13 protein-coding genes and 1 tRNA gene are annotated in these 17,784 nt (G+C 71.4%); 8 read left to right on the forward strand and 6 right to left on the reverse strand.

All coding sequences use genetic code 11. The annotated features are described in order from the left end of the window. The first annotated feature begins 22 nt into the window (after positions 1-22). Both ACLBWX_RS00665 and ACLBWX_RS00670 read left to right on the forward strand, forming a co-directional pair. Positions 23-841 (forward strand): FkbM family methyltransferase, encoded by an 819-nt coding sequence (locus ACLBWX_RS00665; protein WP_447675172.1) that lies wholly within the window; start codon positions 23-25, stop codon positions 839-841. A gap of 210 nt (positions 842-1,051) precedes the next feature. Then, positions 1,052-1,303 (forward strand): hypothetical protein, encoded by a 252-nt coding sequence (locus tag ACLBWX_RS00670; protein WP_447675173.1) that lies wholly within the window; start codon positions 1,052-1,054, stop codon positions 1,301-1,303. A gap of 606 nt (positions 1,304-1,909) precedes the next feature. Here ACLBWX_RS00670 and ACLBWX_RS00675 read toward each other — a convergent pair. Further along, a tRNA-Leu gene (locus tag ACLBWX_RS00675) sits at positions 1,910-1,994 on the reverse strand. Between the two features lie 127 nt (positions 1,995-2,121). Next, positions 2,122-3,537, reverse strand: coding sequence for a 3-isopropylmalate dehydratase large subunit (leuC, locus tag ACLBWX_RS00680; protein ID WP_447675174.1), 1,416 nt, complete (start codon positions 3,535-3,537; stop codon positions 2,122-2,124). Between the two features lie 241 nt (positions 3,538-3,778). On the opposite strand from leuC, the gene ACLBWX_RS00685 reads away from it, so the two are divergent. Genes ACLBWX_RS00685 through ACLBWX_RS00700 form a run of 4 tightly spaced genes read left to right on the forward strand, consistent with a single transcriptional unit; the run spans position 3,779 to position 6,775 of the window. Further along, positions 3,779-4,744, forward strand: coding sequence for a 2-hydroxyacid dehydrogenase (locus tag ACLBWX_RS00685; protein WP_447675175.1), 966 nt, complete (start codon positions 3,779-3,781; stop codon positions 4,742-4,744). Beyond that, a complete protein-coding gene (locus ACLBWX_RS00690) occupies positions 4,741-5,727 on the forward strand; it encodes an AprI/Inh family metalloprotease inhibitor (protein WP_447675176.1) in 987 nt (328 codons plus the stop codon). The genes ACLBWX_RS00685 and ACLBWX_RS00690 overlap by 4 nt, the downstream gene beginning before the upstream one ends. Positions 5,728-5,786: 59 nt before the next feature. Further along, complete coding sequence (gene trhO, locus ACLBWX_RS00695; protein WP_447675177.1) at positions 5,787-6,569, forward strand: oxygen-dependent tRNA uridine(34) hydroxylase TrhO; 783 nt, start codon at positions 5,787-5,789, stop codon at positions 6,567-6,569. Further along, on the forward strand, positions 6,566-6,775 hold the full coding sequence (locus ACLBWX_RS00700) for a SlyX family protein (RefSeq protein ID WP_447675178.1): 210 nt from the start codon (positions 6,566-6,568) through the stop codon (positions 6,773-6,775). Before trhO ends, ACLBWX_RS00700 begins: the two co-directional genes overlap by 4 nt. 198 nt (positions 6,776-6,973) lie before the next feature. Here ACLBWX_RS00700 and ACLBWX_RS00705 read toward each other — a convergent pair whose 3' ends face one another. Both ACLBWX_RS00705 and ACLBWX_RS00710 read right to left on the reverse strand, forming a co-directional pair. After that, positions 6,974-8,416: an NAD-dependent succinate-semialdehyde dehydrogenase gene (locus ACLBWX_RS00705; RefSeq protein WP_447675179.1), complete on the reverse strand. Its 1,443-nt coding sequence runs from the start codon at positions 8,414-8,416 to the stop codon at positions 6,974-6,976. 281 nt (positions 8,417-8,697) lie between these two features. Next, positions 8,698-9,489: a class II glutamine amidotransferase gene (locus ACLBWX_RS00710; protein ID WP_447675180.1), complete on the reverse strand. Its 792-nt coding sequence runs from the start codon at positions 9,487-9,489 to the stop codon at positions 8,698-8,700. 473 nt (positions 9,490-9,962) lie between these two features. Here ACLBWX_RS00710 and ACLBWX_RS00715 point away from each other — a divergent pair, with 473 nt between their 5' ends. Beyond that, on the forward strand, positions 9,963-10,355 hold the full coding sequence (locus tag ACLBWX_RS00715) for a response regulator (RefSeq protein ID WP_447675181.1): 393 nt from the start codon (positions 9,963-9,965) through the stop codon (positions 10,353-10,355). Between the two features lie 121 nt (positions 10,356-10,476). Here the strand turns inward: ACLBWX_RS00715 and rpsU are convergent, their stop codons facing one another. Next, positions 10,477-10,791, reverse strand: coding sequence for a 30S ribosomal protein S21 (rpsU, locus tag ACLBWX_RS00720; RefSeq protein ID WP_055957071.1), 315 nt, complete (start codon positions 10,789-10,791; stop codon positions 10,477-10,479). 554 nt (positions 10,792-11,345) lie between these two features. On the opposite strand from rpsU, the gene ACLBWX_RS00725 reads away from it, so the two are divergent. Beyond that, complete coding sequence (locus ACLBWX_RS00725) at positions 11,346-12,827, forward strand: methyl-accepting chemotaxis protein (protein ID WP_447675182.1); 1,482 nt, start codon at positions 11,346-11,348, stop codon at positions 12,825-12,827. Positions 12,828-12,846: 19 nt separating this feature from the next. Here ACLBWX_RS00725 and ACLBWX_RS00730 read toward each other — a convergent pair whose 3' ends face one another. After that, positions 12,847-17,712 carry an NAD-glutamate dehydrogenase gene (locus tag ACLBWX_RS00730; protein WP_447675183.1) on the reverse strand — a complete coding sequence of 1,622 codons (4,866 nt, stop codon included), beginning with the start codon at positions 17,710-17,712 and terminating at the stop codon, positions 12,847-12,849. Between the last annotated feature and the right edge of the window lie 72 nt (positions 17,713-17,784).

A 17,784-nucleotide genomic window follows, 5' to 3' on the forward strand; every position in this document is an offset into this window, starting at 1 on the left:
CCTGCCTTCGGAGACCCCATTCATGAGCCTGCTCGATCGCGCCGTCCGCACGGTGAACCGTCTGCTGTCGCAGAATTTCGGCCCGCTCTCGACCGCCGCGTATCACGTGGCGCATGCGTATACGAAGAGCTACAACAACCTGAACTACGACATGAAGACCAACGGCGAGTACCATCTGCTGGATCGGCTCGCCCGCTTCGAGACGAAGACCATCTTCGACGTGGGCGCGAACAAGGGCGAATACGCCAAGGCCTGCCTGGCCCGGTTCGAGGACGCCGAGCTGCACGCCTTCGAGCTGGTTCCGGAGACCTACGCCAAGTTCGTCGCGAACGTGCGTTCCGACCGGGTGGTCGCGAACAATTTCGGCCTGTCCGACACGCCGGGCTCCGTGGAGATCAACGTCAATCCCAGGAAGGACGGTCTGAGCTCCCTGATCGAGGGCACCGCCATCAACAAGGGCACCTGGACCAAGCGCAGCGTGGAGGTCGTCCGGGGCGACGATTACTGCGCGGAGCGCGTCATCACGCAGATCGATTTCCTCAAGGTCGACGTCGAAGGCGCCGAACATCTGGTTCTGGAGGGCTTCTCCCGCATGCTGACGGAGGGGCGGATCTCGGTCATCCAGTTCGAATACGGCATGATCAACATCTACTCGAAGTTCCTGCTGCTCGATTTCTGGCGCGTGCTGACCGGCCACGGCTTCGTTCTCGGCCCGATCATGCCCCGGGGCGCCGCCTTCAGAAGCTACGACGCGCGCGACGAGAATTTTCAGGGGCCGCCGAATTTCGTCGCGGTCCACGCCTCGAAGCCCGAGATCATCCAGGCCGTCCGATTGAGGTGATGCCGCGACGCGACTTCGTTCGACCCGCGACGCTCGGAAGCGCACCGCCGGCACCGCCTCGTTCGGGCACCGCCGCAGGACCGCCGCGAGGCTGCACACCCGCTTGCTCCCTGAGCGCAAAAAGCTACTTTCTCGCAGATCGCTCGAGAGCAAGGGCGCGCCCGGTCAGTCCGAGGCGCGCTACGGGGCGCAAGGAGAGAGGGACCGGGGATGAGAGACGACGTTCGGTACCCCCAGGTCATTCCGATGGTGCAGGCCGTGCTCGATACCCTCCGGGCGGGCATCGCGGCCGAGGAAGCGGCCGCCTCGGAACTCGCCGCCCTGGCCGACAGGATGCGCGGGTCTCAGCAGGGCGCGGCGGCCGCGATCCTCACGACGAGCCGCAACCACGCCGTCAAGGCGCTGGCGCTGCGAGGCCGGCGGGCGGCGCTTCTGGCGGAGTACGGTCTGGACGCGGATTGATCGGCGGGAGGACCACCGGAGCGGCGGCCGCGATCTCCGGCAGGCCCCGGGCATAGACCTTCGCCACGGCGGACCAGAAACGTACCGCCTCGTCGCCGGTCAGGTCCTGCAGGCGCCGGTCGATGGCCTCCCGCGCCGCTTTCGCCATCGCATCCCAGTCTTCGGGGGCTTCGAGCAGCGACCACATCGCGGCATCCTCATGCTGTGACGCACCATGGGGAAACGTGCGCGATGCAGGAACCGATCCATGCGTGAGGAGCGCTCGGACCGGAGCCGCGGCACCGCGCCATTCGGGCGACCTTCCGGCCGCGATGGACGTCGCGGCGGCCGACAACGGCGACGTCTCAGCGGAGGGACCTGGAAAGGTTCTCACCGCCCATGGCGACAGGATCGCGAAGCAGCGATGCACGGGAAGGGACCGGCCAATACCGAAGAGCCGGTTCTCGACGTCGCGGAGCGATTTGGATCGCGGATTGGAGATGTCTGACGGCATCATCGGATGGTGGAAGGTAAGAAGCGTGTCACACGCCGCTACAGCGCTGTCCGCTAATCTCGACACCGGATCCGGTCTTTAAGTTTCCGAGCCGTAGACGTTGCTCAGAACATTGGTGCCCAGGAAAGGACTCGAACCTTCACCTCTTGCAAGACTGGTACCTGAAACCAGCGCGTCTACCAATTCCGCCACCTGGGCTCGCCGGGGCCGCCCTGCGGCGCCGACGGGGTTTCGTTTAGGCGGGGGCGGGCCGGTCGTCAATCCGCCCCCGCGGGGATTCGTGCCGCTTCGGCGCGGATTTTTCGGCCGGCCCGGCGCGCGGGGCTCAGGCCTCGCTGCGCCACTCGCGGATGTCGACGAAGCGGCCGGCCACGGCCGCCGCCGCCGCCATGGCGGGGGAGACGAGGTGGGTGCGGCCGCGATGGCCCTGGCGGCCCTCGAAGTTGCGGTTCGAGGTCGAGGCGCAGCGCTCGTTCGGGCTCAGACGGTCGGCGTTCATGCCGAGGCACATCGAGCAGCCCGGCTCGCGCCAGTCGAAGCCGGCCGCCTTGAGGATCCGGTCGAGCCCCTCGGCCTCCGCCTGCTGCTTCACGAGGCCGGAGCCCGGCACCACCATGGCCGAGACGCTGGCATGGACCTTCCGGCCCTCGACCATCTTGGCCACCGCCCGCAGGTCCTCGATGCGGCCGTTGGTGCAGGAGCCGATGAACACCCGGTCGAGGGTGATGTCGGTGATCTTGGTGCCCGGCGTCAGGCCCATGTAGTCGAGGGCCTTCTCCTTGGACTGGCGCTTGTTCTCGTCCGCGATTCCCGACGGATCGGGCACGGCGCCGGAGATCGAGACCACGTCCTCCGGGCTGGTGCCCCAGCTGACGATCGGCGGCAGGTTGGCGGCGTCGAGGCGCACCTCGCGGTCGAAATGGGCGCCTTCGTCGGTGACGAGGCTCTCCCAGTAGGCCCTGGCGCGGGCGAAGGCCTCGCCCTTGGGCGCCTTCGGCCGGCCCTCCACATAGGCGTAGGTGGTGGCGTCCGGCGCCACCAGCCCGGCGCGGGCGCCGCCCTCGATCGACATGTTGCAGATGGTCATCCGGCCCTCCATCGAGAGGGCGCGGATCGCCGAGCCCGCGTATTCGATGACGTAGCCGGTGCCGCCGGCGGTGCCGATCTCGCCAATGATCGCCAGGATGATGTCCTTGGCCGTCACGCCGGGCGGCAGGGTGCCGTCGACGCTGACGCGCATGTTCTTCGCCTTCTTCTGCAGCAGCGTCTGGGTGGCGAGCACGTGCTCCACCTCCGAGGTGCCGATGCCGTGGGCGAGCGCCCCGAAGGCGCCGTGGGTCGAAGTGTGGCTGTCGCCGCAGACGATGGTCTGGCCCGGCAGGGTGAAGCCCTGCTCCGGCCCGATCACGTGGACGATGCCCTGGCGCCGGTCGAGCGCGTCGTAGAACTCGATGCCGAAGTCGCGCACGTTCTCGGCCAGCGCCTCCAGCTGGATGCGGCTCTCCGGGTCCTCGATGCCGAAGCGGCGGTCGGAGGTCTGCACGTTGTGGTCGACCACCGCGAGGGTCTTCTCGGGATGGCGCACCCGGCGCCCGGCCACGCGCAGGCCCTCGAAGGCCTGGGGGCTGGTGACCTCGTGGACGAGGTGGCGGTCGATGTAGAGGAGCGTGGAGCCGTCGGGCTCGACATCGACGACGTGGTCGTCCCAGATCTTGTCGTAGAGGGTGCGCGGCGCGGTCATGGCGTGGCTGTTCTGGTTGTTCGTCGGGAAACGGGTTCGGGTCTCCCTTTAGTAGTGTTCCAGGGCGCACGGCGGAAGTGGGGGCCTCACTGCGCCGGGCGGATGGCAGCCCGGAGGCGCCCGCATGGGGTGTCCGGAGGCCGCTCGCGGTCACTGGACCGGTCCGGACCCGCAGCCTAAAGCTGTCGGCGTCCAGGCCCCGCCGGGCCCCGCGCCGACCCCGACATCCGCCGAGATCCCCATGCAGCCCATCGACATCCTGATGCTCAAGGCGATGCATCCCGAGGTCATGGACGCCGTCGCGCGCCGCTTCACCCTGCACCGGCTCGACACCGCCCCCGACCCGGAGGCGTTCCTGGCCGAGACCGGCCCGCGCATCCGCGGCCTGGCGACGGGGGCGCAGGCGCCGGTGGACCGCACCCTGCTGGCGCGCCTGCCGGCCCTCGAGATCGTCGCGAGCTTCGGCGTCGGCTACGACACCATCGACACGGGCGCGGCCGCCGCGCAGGGCGTCGTCGTCACCAACACGCCGGACGTGCTCACCGACGAGGTCGCCGACCTCGCCCTCGGCCTGCTGCTCGCCACCGTGCGCCAGATCCCCCAGGCCGACCGCCACCTGCGCGCCGGGCACTGGCCGCGCCAGACCTATCCGCTGACCCCCACGCTGCGCGGGCGCACGGTCGGCATCCTCGGCCTCGGGCGGATCGGGCGCGCCATCGCCCGGCGCCTCGAAGGCTTCGGGGTCGCGATCGCCTATCACGGCCGCCGGCCGCAGGACGACGTGGCCTACGCCTACCACCCCACCCTGCTCGGTCTCGCCGAGGCCTCCGACGTGCTCCTGGTGGTGGCGCCGGGCGGGCCGGAGACCAATGGGATCGTCGACGCGGCGGTGCTGGAGGCGCTGGGGCCGCAGGGCCTCCTCGTCAACGTCGCCCGCGGCAGCCTCGTCGACGAGGCGGCGTTGATCCGGGCGCTCCAGGCCGGCACGATCCTGGGCGCCGGCCTCGACGTCTTCGCGCGCGAGCCGCACGTGCCGCCCGAGCTCGTGGCCATGGACCACGTGGTGCTGCTGCCGCATGTGGGCTCGGCCTCGGTGGAGACCCGCGCGGCCATGGGCCGGCTCGTGGTGGACAACCTCATCGCCTGGTTCGACGGACGCGGGCCGCTGACGCCGGTGGCGGAGACGCCCTGGACGGCCAAGGCATGATCCGCGCCCGCCTCATCGCCGCCCTCGCCCTCGGCCTGACGGGACTCGCCTCGGCCGGACTCGCGCCGGCGGGTCTCACGCCGGCAGGACTCACGCTCGCAGGACTCACGCTGGCGGGGCCTGCCCTGGCGCAGGAGACCGCCCCGGCCCCACAGGCGGCCCCCGCGCCGGGCCAGAACGCGGCCCCCGCGCCGGGCCAGGAAGCGGCGCCCGCCCCGGCCGCGGGCACGCCCGAGCAGCCCTTCGTCGAGAGCCTGCCCCGCGACATCGCCGGGGTGCCGGGCACCTGGGACCTGTCGCGGGACGGCAGCACCCGGCGCTGCGTCCTGACCCTCTCCGGCGCGAGCGGGCCGGCGGGCCGGCGGCTCTCCTTCCCGGCCGGATGCCGCCGCGCCCTGCCGATCCTCAACCACATCGCCGGCTGGCTCTTCGCCGACGGTAACCTGCGCCTCGTCGACAAGGACGTCCGCCCGGTGCTGCAATTCGGCGCCCGGGTCGATGCCCGCAGCCTCGTGGCCGCGGCGGGCGACGAGCATTTCAGCCTGGTGCCGCTCCAGATCGTCGCCATGGTGCCGCCCACCGACGCGGTCCCCACCAGCCCCGGTGCCGGCTACGCCGGTGCCGGCTTTGCCGGCGCCGCCCCGGACGCACGCAGCACCGCGGCGCCCGAGGCCGCGCCGCCGGGCGAAGGCCCGGCGCCGGGCACCTACGCCCTCGACCGCTACCGCGAACAGGACGTCTGCCGGATCGCGCTGACGCCCGGCACCGCGCCGGCACCCGTGCGCATCCTCGACAATTGTCGCGACGGCGGCCTGACGGTCTTCGACCCGATCACCTGGCGCTTCGCCAACGGGCGCCTCACCCTCAACGCCCGCCGCGGCCACACGGTGAATCTCATCGCCGCCGGCGACGGGCGCTGGCGCCGCGACCCGGAGGTGGGCACCACCTTCGTGCTGCGCCGGATCGATTCCGCCGCCCCCTGACCCCTGTCCCGTTCCTGCCGCGCCCCGCCCTTGCGCGCACCGCCCTGCGATTGCCCCCGATGCCTTTCACCGTCGCCGCCCTGTACCAGTTCGTCGCCTTGCCGGACGTCGCCGCCCTGGAGGCTCCGCTGCAGGTCCTGTGCACGGAGCTCGGCCTCACCGGCACGCTGCTGCTGGCGCCCGAAGGGCTGAACGGTACGGTGGCGGGACCGGCGGCGGCCATCGACGCCTTCCTCGCGGCGCTGCGCACCGGCCCGCTCTTCGGCGGGCGTCTCGCCGGCCTCGACTGCAAGCTCTCGCAGGCCGAGGCGCCGCCGTTCCGGCAGCTCAAGGTCCGGGTGAAGCGCGAGATCGTCACCTTCGACGACGGCGTCACCGATGCGGCCAACGGCGCCGGCACCCCCGTGGCGCCGGAGGCCTGGAACGCGCTCCTCGACACGCCGGACCTTCTCCTGATCGATACCCGCAACGCCTTCGAGGTGGCGCTCGGCAGCTTCCCCGGCGCGGTCGATCCGGGGATCACCCGGTTCAGCGCGTTCCGCGCCTATGTCGACGGCCTCGACCCGGCGGCCCATCCCCGCGTCGCGATGTTCTGCACCGGCGGCATCCGCTGCGAGAAGGCGGGCGCCTACATGCGCGCGAAGGGCTTCGCCGACGTGCGCCATCTCGAAGGCGGCATCCTGCGCTACCTGGAGACGGTGCCGGAGGGCGAGAACCGCTGGACCGGTGACTGCTTCGTCTTCGACGGGCGCATCGCGCTCGGCCCCGCCCTGGTGGAGCGGCCCGACCACGCCCCGGAAACCCTGATGTCCGCTTCCCCGACGTTCGAGGCCCCGCGATGACCGACCTCTCCGCCCGCATCGATGCCCTGGAGATGCGACTCACCGAGCAGGACGTGGTGATCGACGATCTCAACACGACGATCACGGCCCAGTGGCGCCAGATCGACGCCATCACCCGGCAGATGGCCAAGCTCGTCGAGGAGGTGGAGGCCGCCGCCAGCCGCCCGGCCTCCGGCGCCCCGGAGCCGCCGCCGCCGCATTACTGAAGGGGTGGGCGCAGGACGCTCCTCCCCCTTGCGGGGAGGAGTGGGAGGTGGGGGTGGCTCCGCTGGCCTCGGCCGGCTGATGGTCACCCAGCCACCCCCACTCCTGACCTCTCCCCACAAGGGGGAGAGGGACGCGTCGAGCTTTTCGAAAATCCGGATGTGGAGATCCGATAGCCCCACAGGGGGAGAGGAAGCCCCCTACCCGCCGACGCTCGCCTGGCTGACGAACTTGCTGGTCAGGTAGGCCTCCAGGGCCTCCGAGCCGCCCTCGCTGCCGTAGCCGGAATCCTTGACGCCGCCGAAGGGCGTCTCGGGGAAGGCGAGGCCGTGATGGTTGATGCCGACCATGCCGCTCTGGACCCGGGCGGCGACCTCGACGGCCCGCGCGGCCGAACGGGTATAGGCGTAGGCGGCCAGGCCATAGGGGAGCCGGTTGGCCTCGGCATAGGCGGCCGCGTCGTCGGAGAAGCGCTGGATCAGGGCCACCGGGCCGAAGGGCTCCTCGTTCATGATGCGGGCGCCGGCCGGCACGTCGCAGAGCACCGTCGGCTCGAAGAAGTTGCCGCGGTTGCCGATGCGCTTGCCGCCGGTGCGCAGCTCGGCCCCCTGCGCCACCGCGTCGGCGCAGAGCGTCTCCATCGCCTCCAGGCGCCGGGCGTGGATGAGCGGACCCATGGTGGTCTCGGGGTCGAGCCCGTCGCCGACCCGGCGTGCCTCCGCGAGAGCCACGAAGCCGTCGCGGAACCGGTCGTAGACGGCCTCGTGCACGAGCATCCGGGTCGGGGCGACGCAGACCTGTCCGGCATTGCGGAATTTGTTGGCGCCGAGCACCGCCACGGCGGTCTCGACGTCGGCATCCTCGAACACGATCGCGGGCGCGTGGCCGCCGAGCTCCATCGTCGCCCGCTTCATGTGCCGGCCCGCGAGCGCGGCGAGCTCCTTGCCCACCGGCGTCGAGCCCGTGAACGACATCTTGGCGATGACGGGGTGCGGGATGAGGTAGCCCGAGATCGCGGCCGGATCGCCGAACACCAGGGAGAGCACGTCCCCCGGCACGCCGGCATCGAGGAAGGCCCGGATCATCGCCGCGCAACTCGCCGGGGTGTCCTCCGGCCCCTTCAGGATCACCGAACAGCCGGCGCAGAGGGCGGCCGCCACCTTGCGCACCGCCTGGTTGATCGGGAAGTTCCAGGGCGTGAACGCCGCCACGGGGCCGACCGGCTCGCGCAGCACCATCTGGACGACCCCGTCGGCGCGGGCCGGGATGATCCGGCCGTAGGCGCGGCGGCCCTCCTCGGCGAACCAGTCGGTGACGTCGGCGCCGGCCAGGATCTCCACCCGCGCCTCGGCGAGCGGCTTGCCCTGCTCCAGGGTCATGGTGCGGGCGATGTCCTCCACCCGCTCGCGCAGGAGGTCGGCGGCCCGGCGCAGCACCTTGGCGCGCTCGTAGGCCGAGACCTTGCGCCAGGCGGCGAAGCCCCGCTCGGCCGCCGCCAGCGCCCGGTCGAGATCGGCCCGGGTCGCCACCGCCAGGGCGCCCAGGGTCTCGCCGGTGGCCGGGTTGAGCACCGGCAGGGTCTCCGAGCCGGCCCCGTCGGTCCAGGCTCCGGCGATGTGCAGCGTCACGTTCGGATACGTCATCGGCGGCTCCCGCATGGCCATGGACCCGGGTTGTCCGCCGTTCGCGTGCCTGCCGCAACCCTCTGCGGACGATGGCGGGGTCGACGATTTCAGGAAGAGACTTCGGAGGATCCGCTGCGGCCGCGAGATCGCGCGGTCGCGACGGCACCGGGGAAAGCCGCCGGCACGAGCGCCGTCGCCCCGGCCCGCCTGCGGGCAGTGTTCAGGGGCGCGTGTCGTGCCTGTGACGAGAGGAGCGCATGCGCGGGGCCGCCCCGGACGGGGCTCGCCCGACGATCGGTTCAGGCGGCGATGCGCTCGGCCGCGGCGTCGGGGCCGGTGACGATCACCGATCCGCCGCGGCGGGCCTGGAGCGTGCCGCCCTTGGGGATGACCTTCCAGCCGTCCCGGCAGCCGTCGATCGGCTCGGAGACGACGACGAGGCCGGTCTCGGTCTGCCGGTAATAGAGGCTCGGAGGCGAGCCGTCGCAGGCCCAGCGAAAGGCCGTGAGCGTCTCGCCGTCGGTCACGACGGCGGTGAAGCGCAGCGGCTCGCTGGCCTCGGCCGCCCGCATCAGGTCGCGCACGGTGGAGAGCGTCCGGGCCATGGCGCCGACCGGGTCCTCGGCGAGGCCGTTGGCGAGTGCCAGGAGGAAGATCGCCTCGGAATCCGTGGTGCCGCGCCGGACGTCGTAGAGCGCGTCGGGAATCAGCGCCTCGAGGCGGCGCTTGATGCGGTGATAGCCGCCGATCTGGCCGTTATGCATGAACAGGTGCCGGCCATGGGCGAAGGGGTGGCAGTTCGCCCGGGTGGTGGCGGTGCCCGTGGAGGCCCGCACATGGGCGAAGAACATCCGCGCCCGCACCTGCTGGCAGAGGTTGACGAGGTTCTCGTCCGACCAGGCCGGGCAGACGTCGCGGTACAGCCCCGGCTCGACCCGCTCGCCGTACCAGCCGATGCCGAAGCCGTCGCCGTTGGTTTCCGTCTTTGCTTCGGCCGCGTGGAGCGACTGGTGGACCAGCGAGTGCGTCGGTGCGCAGACGAGGTCGGTCAGGAAGACCGGCTCACCGGAATAGGCGAGAAAGCGGCACATGACGGACAAACACCCCCTGATCTCAACGACGCGACCGAACCGGTCGCCGCCCTGGGGCGACGTCCGTCTCCTGCAACCTCTTCGACCCGCACGACGGTGAAGTTCAGGCTACCGCGGTGAACGAGTGGTTAACAGGGGCCACGCGCCAGACCTCCTGCCGAGCCGACTATGCAAGAGGCGCACCGCCCCGGCCCCGGCTGTGTCCCGGTGAACGGCGCCCTGCGGGGCACTCATCATGCGAGCCCGGCGGGAATGCGGCGAACGAACCGATCACCGATGCGGGAACCGCATAGCCGGAACATCGATTCGGACTCTTGCCCCCTTCACCGTGGCGGCGCAGCATCACCGGGCGAGAATCAGTAATCCCATTGGATCAGCTCGGGCCACGTGCGGGCGCCTCGTGCCCCCGCGTATCGCGTCCCGCCTGATCATTCCGCGCGTTCGCCACGCCAGACGCCCGTCGAGGAGACTTCATGGATCGCTCACACGCCCCCTGCCCGATCGCTCTCGTGGTCGAGGACGATGCGGATGTCCGCAACCTCGCCACCGCCGTCCTGGAGGAGAGCGACCTCGACGTCATCGCCTGCGACACGGCCGAGGCCGCGATCTCGGTGCTGGAGCGCTCCGGCGGCAACGTCGCCCTGCTCTTCGCCGATGTGCGCCTGGGCGCCGGCATGGACGGCATCGCCCTGGCGAGCGCCGTCGAGCGGCGCTGGCCCGACATCCGCGTGGTCCTCACCTCCGGGGGCGATGCCCGCGCCGTCGAGGCCCTGTCGGGCCAGGCCGTCTACATGCAGAAGCCGTGGCGCGCCCTCGACGTGCTGGTCCAGGCCGAGCGCGCGACCGTGGCGGCCCGGGCCGCCTGACGCCTCCGGCCCCAAACGCGAAACAGCCCGGCCGCCGAGCGGCCGGACTGTTTCGAATTTCGAGGTCGCCGCGACGGCCGATGCGGTTCGTACCCGCGGCCGTGGCAGACCCTGTCTGGCCTCAGGCGTTGCCGGCGGGCGGCAGCACGGTCGGCGCGGTCGGCGCGAACGGCGAACCGCCCGGACGACGCGGCGCGCCGGCGCCGAAACGGGGCTTCGGCTTCGGAGCGGCGATCAGGCCCTCGCGGATCGCGGTCTTGCGGGCCTGCTTGCGGGCGCGGCGCACGGCCTCGGCCTTCTCACGAGCCTTGCGGACGGAAGGCTTCTCGTAGGCCTTGCGCTGCTTCATCTCGCGGAAGATGCCCTCGCGCTGCATCTTCTTCTTCAGGACGCGGAGGGCTTGGTCGACGTTGTTGTCGCGAACGAGTACCTGCAACGGTTTCAATCCTCTGAAACGATGTTTGTTGGACGGCACCGACCCTGAGACCCGCCCGGAGCCCCGCGACGCGAACTGCAAAACGTCCCGGACCCGAGATGTCTCTCGGGCGGGACGTCGGTCAGACGGCCTCGAATCGGCGCAGAAACTGCACTTGGGGCAGGCTCATACACCAAGCGCCCGCGAGTTCCAACACGCCTCGCCGCGGCCGGCGCGCATTATCCCGGGCGGGGGGAACAAACCACGCGCCCCGTCGCCGGCCGGACCCGGATCGCATCGGGACGGGACGCCTCCGTGATTTCGAAGTGGTCGACGACTCCCGCATCGAGAACGTCAGGCAAATTCGAAGATGTTCGGCTTGCTCCAGAGCTTTCGTCGAGAAAACCTGTGTTTCGCACAGGCTGAATGGTCGCCGAAGCGCCTCGCGAACCCTGCGGATTTTCGAATAATTAATTTTTGTATCCGAGATTCACTGTGCAGCGCGGGGGATCATCCGGGGCGATGATCTGCGGCTGCGACCTGAACCCGTCCGGGTTCCGACTCCGAGGCGATCGATGTTGGGTCTGAGGAACAGGGCGGCCGCCGAAATGGCCGCGAAGCTCGCGGCCCTCGACAAGTCGCAGGGCATCATCGAATTCAACCTCGACGGAACGGTGATCACCGCCAACGAGAACTTCCTCGCCGTGATCGGCTACGGGCTCGCGGAGATCCGCGGCCAGCACCACAGCCTCTTCGTCGAGCCCGCCCAGCGCGACAGCGCCGCCTACGCCGCGTTCTGGACCAAGCTGCGCCGGGGCGAATACGAGGCCGCCCAGTACAAGCGCGTGGCCAAGGGCGGGCGCGAGATCTGGATCGAGGCCTCCTACAACCCGATCCTCGATTCGGCCGGCAAGCCCACCAAGGTGGTCAAGTTCGCCACCGACATCACGCAGCAGAAGATGCAGGACGCCGACGTCCAGGGCCAGCTCGCCGCTTTGCACAAGGCCCAGGCGGTGATCTCCTTCGCCCTCGACGGCACCGTGCTGGACGCCAACGCGAACTTCCTCGCCGCCGTCGGCTACACCCTGCCCGAGATCGTCGGCCAGCATCACCGGATGTTCGTGGAGCGGGAGGAGCGCGAGAGCGCCGCCTATGCCGCGTTCTGGGCCAAGCTGCGCCAGGGCACCTACCAGGCCGCCCAGTACAAGCGCCTCGCCAAGGGCGGGCGCGAAGTCTGGATCGAAGCCTCCTACAACCCGATCCTCGATGCCGGCGGGCGCCCCTACAAGGTCGTCAAGTTCGCCACCGACATCACCGCGCAGGTGACGCTCCTCGACGACCTGCGCCGGCTGATCGCCCAGAACTTCGGCGAGATCGACGGCGCGGTGCTCCTCTCCAACACCCAGACGCGCGAGGCCGACGCCGCCGCGAGCACCACCTCGAGCAACGTCCAGACCATGGCGGCCGCCTCCGAGGAGCTCGCCGCCTCCGTGGCCGAGATCTCGCAGAGCATGGCCCATTCGCGGGTCGCCACCGAGGCCGCGCAGGGGCAGGTGGTCGCCGCCGCCGAGGCGACCGCCAAGCTGACCCAGGCCGCCAGCGCGATGAGCGGCATCGTCGGCCTGATCCAGAACATCGCCGGCCAGATCAACCTGCTGGCGCTCAACGCGACCATCGAGTCGGCCCGGGCCGGCGAGGCGGGCCGCGGCTTCGCGGTGGTCGCGCAGGAGGTGAAGAACCTCGCCAACCAGGCGGCACGCGCCACCGAGCAGATCACCGGCGAGATCGACAACGTGCAGGCGGTCTCGAAGCAGGTCGGCGAGTCGCTCCAGACCATCCAGAACTCGGTGGAGCAGATGCGCGACTACGCCATCAGCACGGCGGCGGCGGTCGAGGAGCAGAGCGTCGTCACCCAGGACATGTCGGGCAACATGCAGCATGCCGCGACCGCCGTCACGGCGATCTCGCAGAACATCCAGGCGATCGGCCACTCCATCGGCCAGGTCTCGCGCGCGGTCGAGACCACGAAGGACGCCGCCCGGGTCCTCGCCCGATAGGACCCGGCCCGGCCGGCGCTCAGCCCTGGGCCGGCGCCCCCTTCGGCCGCGCGAGATCCGCCAGGAGGCTCGCCGCCACCGTCGCCTTCGAGACCGTGAGCCCGGAGGCGGTCACCGCCTCCAGGGTGGCGCGGGCATGGTCGAGGGCCGCACCGCGGCTCCGGCTCCAGGCCGCCACCGCGTCGGGGCCGGGGCCCACCGTGCCGACGATCTCGGCGGTGAGCTGGCGATGCGCCGTGGCGATGTTGGAGACGGCCCGCTCCAGGGCGATGCGGTCGTAGGTGTCGCCGGTGGCGACCTCCCGCGCGGCCGCGGCGAGCTCGGAGAGCTGGAGCGCCCGGTCCAGGGCGAAGTGGGTCGCGGCGATGTCGGGCATCGCCCCGCCGCCGGTCTCGGCGATGCTGACGATGTCGGGGGCCGAGGTCAGGGCGGTCAGGGCCGAGAGCCGCCGGGCGGGGGCCGGGGCCATGCCGAGGCCGACGAGCTCGGCCTCGCGCGCGGCGAGCTGCCGGTTCACCGCCTCCCCCATCACCTCCGGCAGCGCGCCCTGAAGGGCGCTGATGCCCTCCCGGTAGCGGGCCACGATGGGCGCGACGCTGCCCGAGAGGTCGAGATTGCGCAGGAACCAGACGATCCGGCCGACGAGGAGGTCCTGAACCTCGGCGTAGAGGGCGATCTGCGCCTGGCCCCCGATGGCGCCGGAGAGTCCGTCGATGGCCAGGTTCAGGTCCATCAGGCCGTAGGCGTCGCGGGTGATCGCATAGGCCTTGGCGATGGCGCTCGCATCGGCGCCGGTCTCCTCCACGAGGCGGGTGACGAGGGAGGGTCCGCCCCGGTTGACGATGATGTTCGAGAGGGCGGTGCTGATGATCTCGCGGCGCAGCCGGTGCCCGTTCACCGCGTCGGGAAATTGCTGGCGGAGCGCCGCGGGGAAGTAGCGCTGCAGCTCCCGGTCGAAATAGGGGTCGTTCGGAGCGGGGCTCGCCAGGAGCGCGTCGTAGAGGGCGAGCTTGGCGTAGGCGAGGAGCACCGCGTATTCCGGCCGCGTCAGCCCCTCCCCCTTGCGCATGCGCTCGGCGATGGCGGCATCGTCCGGCAGCAGCTCCACGCCGCGGTCGAGGCGTCCCTCCGCCTCCAGCGCCTGCATCGTGCGCATGGCGAAGCCCGTCTCGGACAGGCCCCGGTGCCGGGCCAGCGAGAGCGCCAGGGTCTGCAGCTGGTTGTTGCGCAGCACCAGGGCGGCGACCTCGTCGGTCATCGCCACCAGAAGGGCGTTGCGGGCCTGCCCGTCGAGGCGGCCGTCGCGCTCGGGGGTCATCAGGGCGATCTTGATGTTCACCTCGACGTCGGAGGTGTTCACCCCGGCCGAATTGTCGATGGCGTCGGTGTTGAGACGGACGCCGTTGCGGGCCGCCTCGATGCGCCCGCGCTGGGTCGCGCCGAGATTGGCGCCCTCGCCGACGACCTTGGCCCGCAGCATCGACCCGGTGATGCGCACCGCGTCGTTGGCCCGGTCGCCGGCCTCCTCGTCGGATTCGGAGGTGGCGCGGATGTAGGTGCCGATGCCGCCGAACCAGAGCAGGTCCACCGGCGCCGTGAGGATCGCCTGCATCAGCTCCGCCGGGGTCGCCGCCTCCTGCGCGACGCCGAGCACGGCCCGGATCTCGGGAGAGAGCGGGATGGTCTTGAGGCTGCGGGCATAGACGCCGCCGCCGGGCGAGATCAGGCCGGTGTCGTAGTCGCGCCAGGACGAGCGCCCGAGGTCGAACAGGCGGCGGCGCTCGGCGAAGCTCGCGGCCGCGTCGGGGTTCGGGTCGAGGAAGATGTCGCGATGGTCGAAGGCGGCCACGAGGCGCAGCGAGCGCGACAGCAGCATGCCGTTGCCGAAGACGTCGCCGGACATGTCGCCCACGCCCGCCACCGTGATCGGGTCGCTCTGGCTGTCGATGTCCATCTCCAGGAAGTGGCGCTTCACCGCCTCCCAGGCGCCGCGGGCGGTGATGCCCATGCCCTTGTGGTCGTAGCCCTGGCTGCCGCCCGAGGCGAAGGCGTCGCCGAGCCAGTGGCCGCGTTCCGCCGAGAGGGCGTTGGCGATGTCCGAGAAGGTGGCGGTGCCCTTGTCGGCCGCCACCACGAGGTAGGCGTCGTCGGCATCGTGCCGCACCGTGTCGGCGGGCGGTTCGATGGCGTCCCCGACGATGTTGTCGGTGAGTTCGAGCAGCGTGCGGATGAAGATCCGGTAGCTCTCGGTGCCCTCGGCCATCCAGGCCTGGCGGTCGGAGGCCGGCGGCAGGCGCTTGGGGAAGAAGCCGCCCTTGGCGCCCACCGGCACGATCACGGCGTTCTTCACCTGCTGCGCCTTCACGAGTCCGAGCACCTCGGTGCGGAAATCCTCCGGCCGGTCGGACCAGCGCAGGCCGCCGCGGGCGACGTAGCCGAAGCGCAGGTGCACGCCCTCCACGCGCGGCGAATAGACGAAGATCTCGAAGAACGGGCGCGGCAGCGGCATGCCGCTGACCTTGGCGCAGGCGAACTTGAAGGCGATGGCCTCCCGGCGTCCGCCCCCCGGCGCCACCTGGAAGAAGTTGGTCCGCAGGGCGGCCTCGATCAGGTTGACGAAGCGGCGCAGGATGCGGTCCTCGTCGAGGCTGGTGACGGCCGCGAGCTCCGCCTCGATCCCGGCGCGGATCTCCGCCTGGGCCGCCTCGCGGTCGCCGCCGGCGGCCGGGTCGAACCGGGCCTGGAACAGGGCGACCAGGGCGCGGGCGACGCCCGGATGGGCGCTGAGGGTTGCGGCGAGGTAGTCCTGGCCGTAGCGGATGCGGAGCTGGCGCAGGTAGCGGCCGAGGCCGCGCAGGAGGGCGACCTCGCGCCAGGGCAGCTCGGCCTCCAGCACGAGACGATTGTAGCCGTCGGATTCGGCGAGCCCCGTACCCAGGGCCAGCAGGGCGTCCTCCAGCAGGGTCTCGAGCCGGGCGAGATCGATGGCGGCACCCGTGGCGCGCTCCAGCAGCATGTCGTGCAGCCAGACCCGTGCGGCCTCGTCGGTGCCGGGGGGGAGGATGCGGTAGGTCCGCTCGTTGACGACGCGAAACCCGAGATTCTCCAGCACCGGCACCCGCTCGGACAGGGAGAGCGACGCGCCGCGCGAAAAGACCTTGAGGCGGATCTGTGAGTCCGGGTCGGTGGCGCGCCGGCCGATATCGGCCGCCCGGGGCCGCTCCGGGCTCAGGCGCTCCAGGGTCATGATGTCGGCGATGGCGACCCGCGGGGCGAAGCTCTCGCGGTAGGCCGCCGAGAACGCCTCGCCGTAGCGGCCCGCCAGGGCGCGAGCCTCAGGCCCGTCGAGGGTCTCGGCCAGCGCCGCCCGCAATTCGTCGCCCCAGGTGCGGACCAGGGCGGCGATGCCCGCCTCCAGGGCGGCCGGATCGCGCTCCGGCGCGCCGGATTCGGGCAGGCCGATGATGAAGTGGGTGCGGGCGAGCGGCCCGTCGGGGAAGTACGGGTAGGCGGCCGAGAGCCGGCCGCCATACTCGCTGGCGAGGTAGGCGCCGATCCGCGCCCGGACGGTGGAATCGTAGCGGTCCTTCGGCACGTAGACGAGGAGCGAGACGAAGCGGCCGAAGCGGTCGGGCCGCGACAGCACCCGCAGGCGCGGCCGGTCGGCGAGATGCGCGATGGCGAGGCTGAACCGGTAGAGCCGGTCGCCGTCGATCTGGAACAGGTCGTCGCGCGGATAGGTCTCCAGCACGTCGAGGAGGCCGCGACCCGCATGGCTGGTCGGATCGAGACCGGCGCGCATCGCCACCTGCGCCACCTTCTCGCGCAGGTAGGGGATCTCGCGGGTCGGCAGGGTATAGGCGCTCGGGTTGAACAGGCCGACGATGCCGACCTCGCCGGTGAGGCTGCCGTCGGCATCGAACAGCTTGCAGGCGATGTAGTCGAGATGGGCGGCCCGGTGGACCCGGGACTTCACGCTGGCCTTGGTGATGATGAGCGCCTGCGGGCCTTCGAGGAAGGCGCGGATCTCGGGCGTCATGTCGACGAGGGCGCCGCCGCGCCGGAGCACCGCCACGGCGGGATCGCGCAGGAGCCCCAGCCCCGACCCCTCGACCAGGGCGTGCTCCCCCCCGGACAGGCTGTGCTCGCGCAGGCCGAGCAGGGTGAAGTGTCCGTCGCCGAGCCAGGCGAGGAAGGCCCGGGCCTCGGCCCCCTCGCCCTCCGGCAGGGGCGGCGTGGCGTTCGCGTAGGATTCCGCGAGGCCGGCGAGGCGGGCGGCCATCGCGTCATGGTCGTCGGTGGCCAGGGCGACGTCGCGGAACACGCGGGCCAGGCCCTCGACGAGGCGGGTGCGGGCCTCGCCGGCATCGAGCCGGTCCAGATGGATGTGGATGAAGCTCTCGCGGGCGAACTCGGCCTGCGTGTCGGCCGTGGTCTCGCCGACCACCCGGACCAGGGCGCCGGCCCCGTCGCGCTCGACGCCGAGGATCGGGTGGGCGACGAGGTGCGGCGCAAGCCCCTGCTCCGTCAATTCGGCCAGGGCGGAATCGAGGAGGAACGGGCGGTTGTCGTTGACGACCTCGACGATGGTCAGGTCGCGGGCGCGGCCGTCGCGCATCACGGCGCGGTCGCTCACCGACAGGTTGGCCGGGGCACCGGGACGCCGGGGCTCGGCGAGATGCGCCCGGGCCGCGAGGGCGAGGTCGCCGAGATCCTGCGCGGTGTAGGGCGCCAGGTCCTCGGGGGGGACGCGCCCGAACAGGTCGGCGACGAAGCCGCCGGGACCGCCCTGCCCCGCGACCCGGTCGGCCGCTGCGCCGAGGAGGTCCGTGCGTGCGCCCCGGGCCTCGGGGCTGGAGAGCGCGGCATTCCGTTCCAGAGCCATGGTCATCGTATCCTTGCGACGGGCGTCAGCGCGATCGGGCCGGGGCCATGCGGGCCACGGCGACCGGGACGG

The sequence above is a fragment of the Methylobacterium sp. M6A4_1b genome, assembly GCF_053345175.1.

Excerpts from the sequence above, each read along its gene's own strand:
- ACLBWX_RS00665 (WP_447675172.1), top strand. The coding sequence starts at position 23 with ATGAGCCTGCTCGATCGCGCCGTCCGCACGGTGAACCGTCTGCTGTCG.
- ACLBWX_RS00670 (WP_447675173.1), top strand. The coding sequence starts at position 1,052 with ATGAGAGACGACGTTCGGTACCCCCAGGTCATTCCGATGGTGCAGGCC.
- leuC (WP_447675174.1), bottom strand. The coding sequence starts at position 3,537 with ATGACCGCGCCGCGCACCCTCTACGACAAGATCTGGGACGACCACGTC.
- ACLBWX_RS00685 (WP_447675175.1), top strand. The coding sequence starts at position 3,779 with ATGCAGCCCATCGACATCCTGATGCTCAAGGCGATGCATCCCGAGGTC.
- ACLBWX_RS00690 (WP_447675176.1), top strand. The coding sequence starts at position 4,741 with ATGATCCGCGCCCGCCTCATCGCCGCCCTCGCCCTCGGCCTGACGGGA.
- trhO (WP_447675177.1), top strand. The coding sequence starts at position 5,787 with ATGCCTTTCACCGTCGCCGCCCTGTACCAGTTCGTCGCCTTGCCGGAC.
- ACLBWX_RS00700 (WP_447675178.1), top strand. The coding sequence starts at position 6,566 with ATGACCGACCTCTCCGCCCGCATCGATGCCCTGGAGATGCGACTCACC.
- ACLBWX_RS00705 (WP_447675179.1), bottom strand. The coding sequence starts at position 8,416 with ATGACGTATCCGAACGTGACGCTGCACATCGCCGGAGCCTGGACCGAC.
- ACLBWX_RS00710 (WP_447675180.1), bottom strand. The coding sequence starts at position 9,489 with ATGTGCCGCTTTCTCGCCTATTCCGGTGAGCCGGTCTTCCTGACCGAC.
- ACLBWX_RS00715 (WP_447675181.1), top strand. The coding sequence starts at position 9,963 with ATGGATCGCTCACACGCCCCCTGCCCGATCGCTCTCGTGGTCGAGGAC.
- ACLBWX_RS00725 (WP_447675182.1), top strand. The coding sequence starts at position 11,346 with ATGTTGGGTCTGAGGAACAGGGCGGCCGCCGAAATGGCCGCGAAGCTC.
- ACLBWX_RS00730 (WP_447675183.1), bottom strand. The coding sequence starts at position 17,712 with ATGGCTCTGGAACGGAATGCCGCGCTCTCCAGCCCCGAGGCCCGGGGC.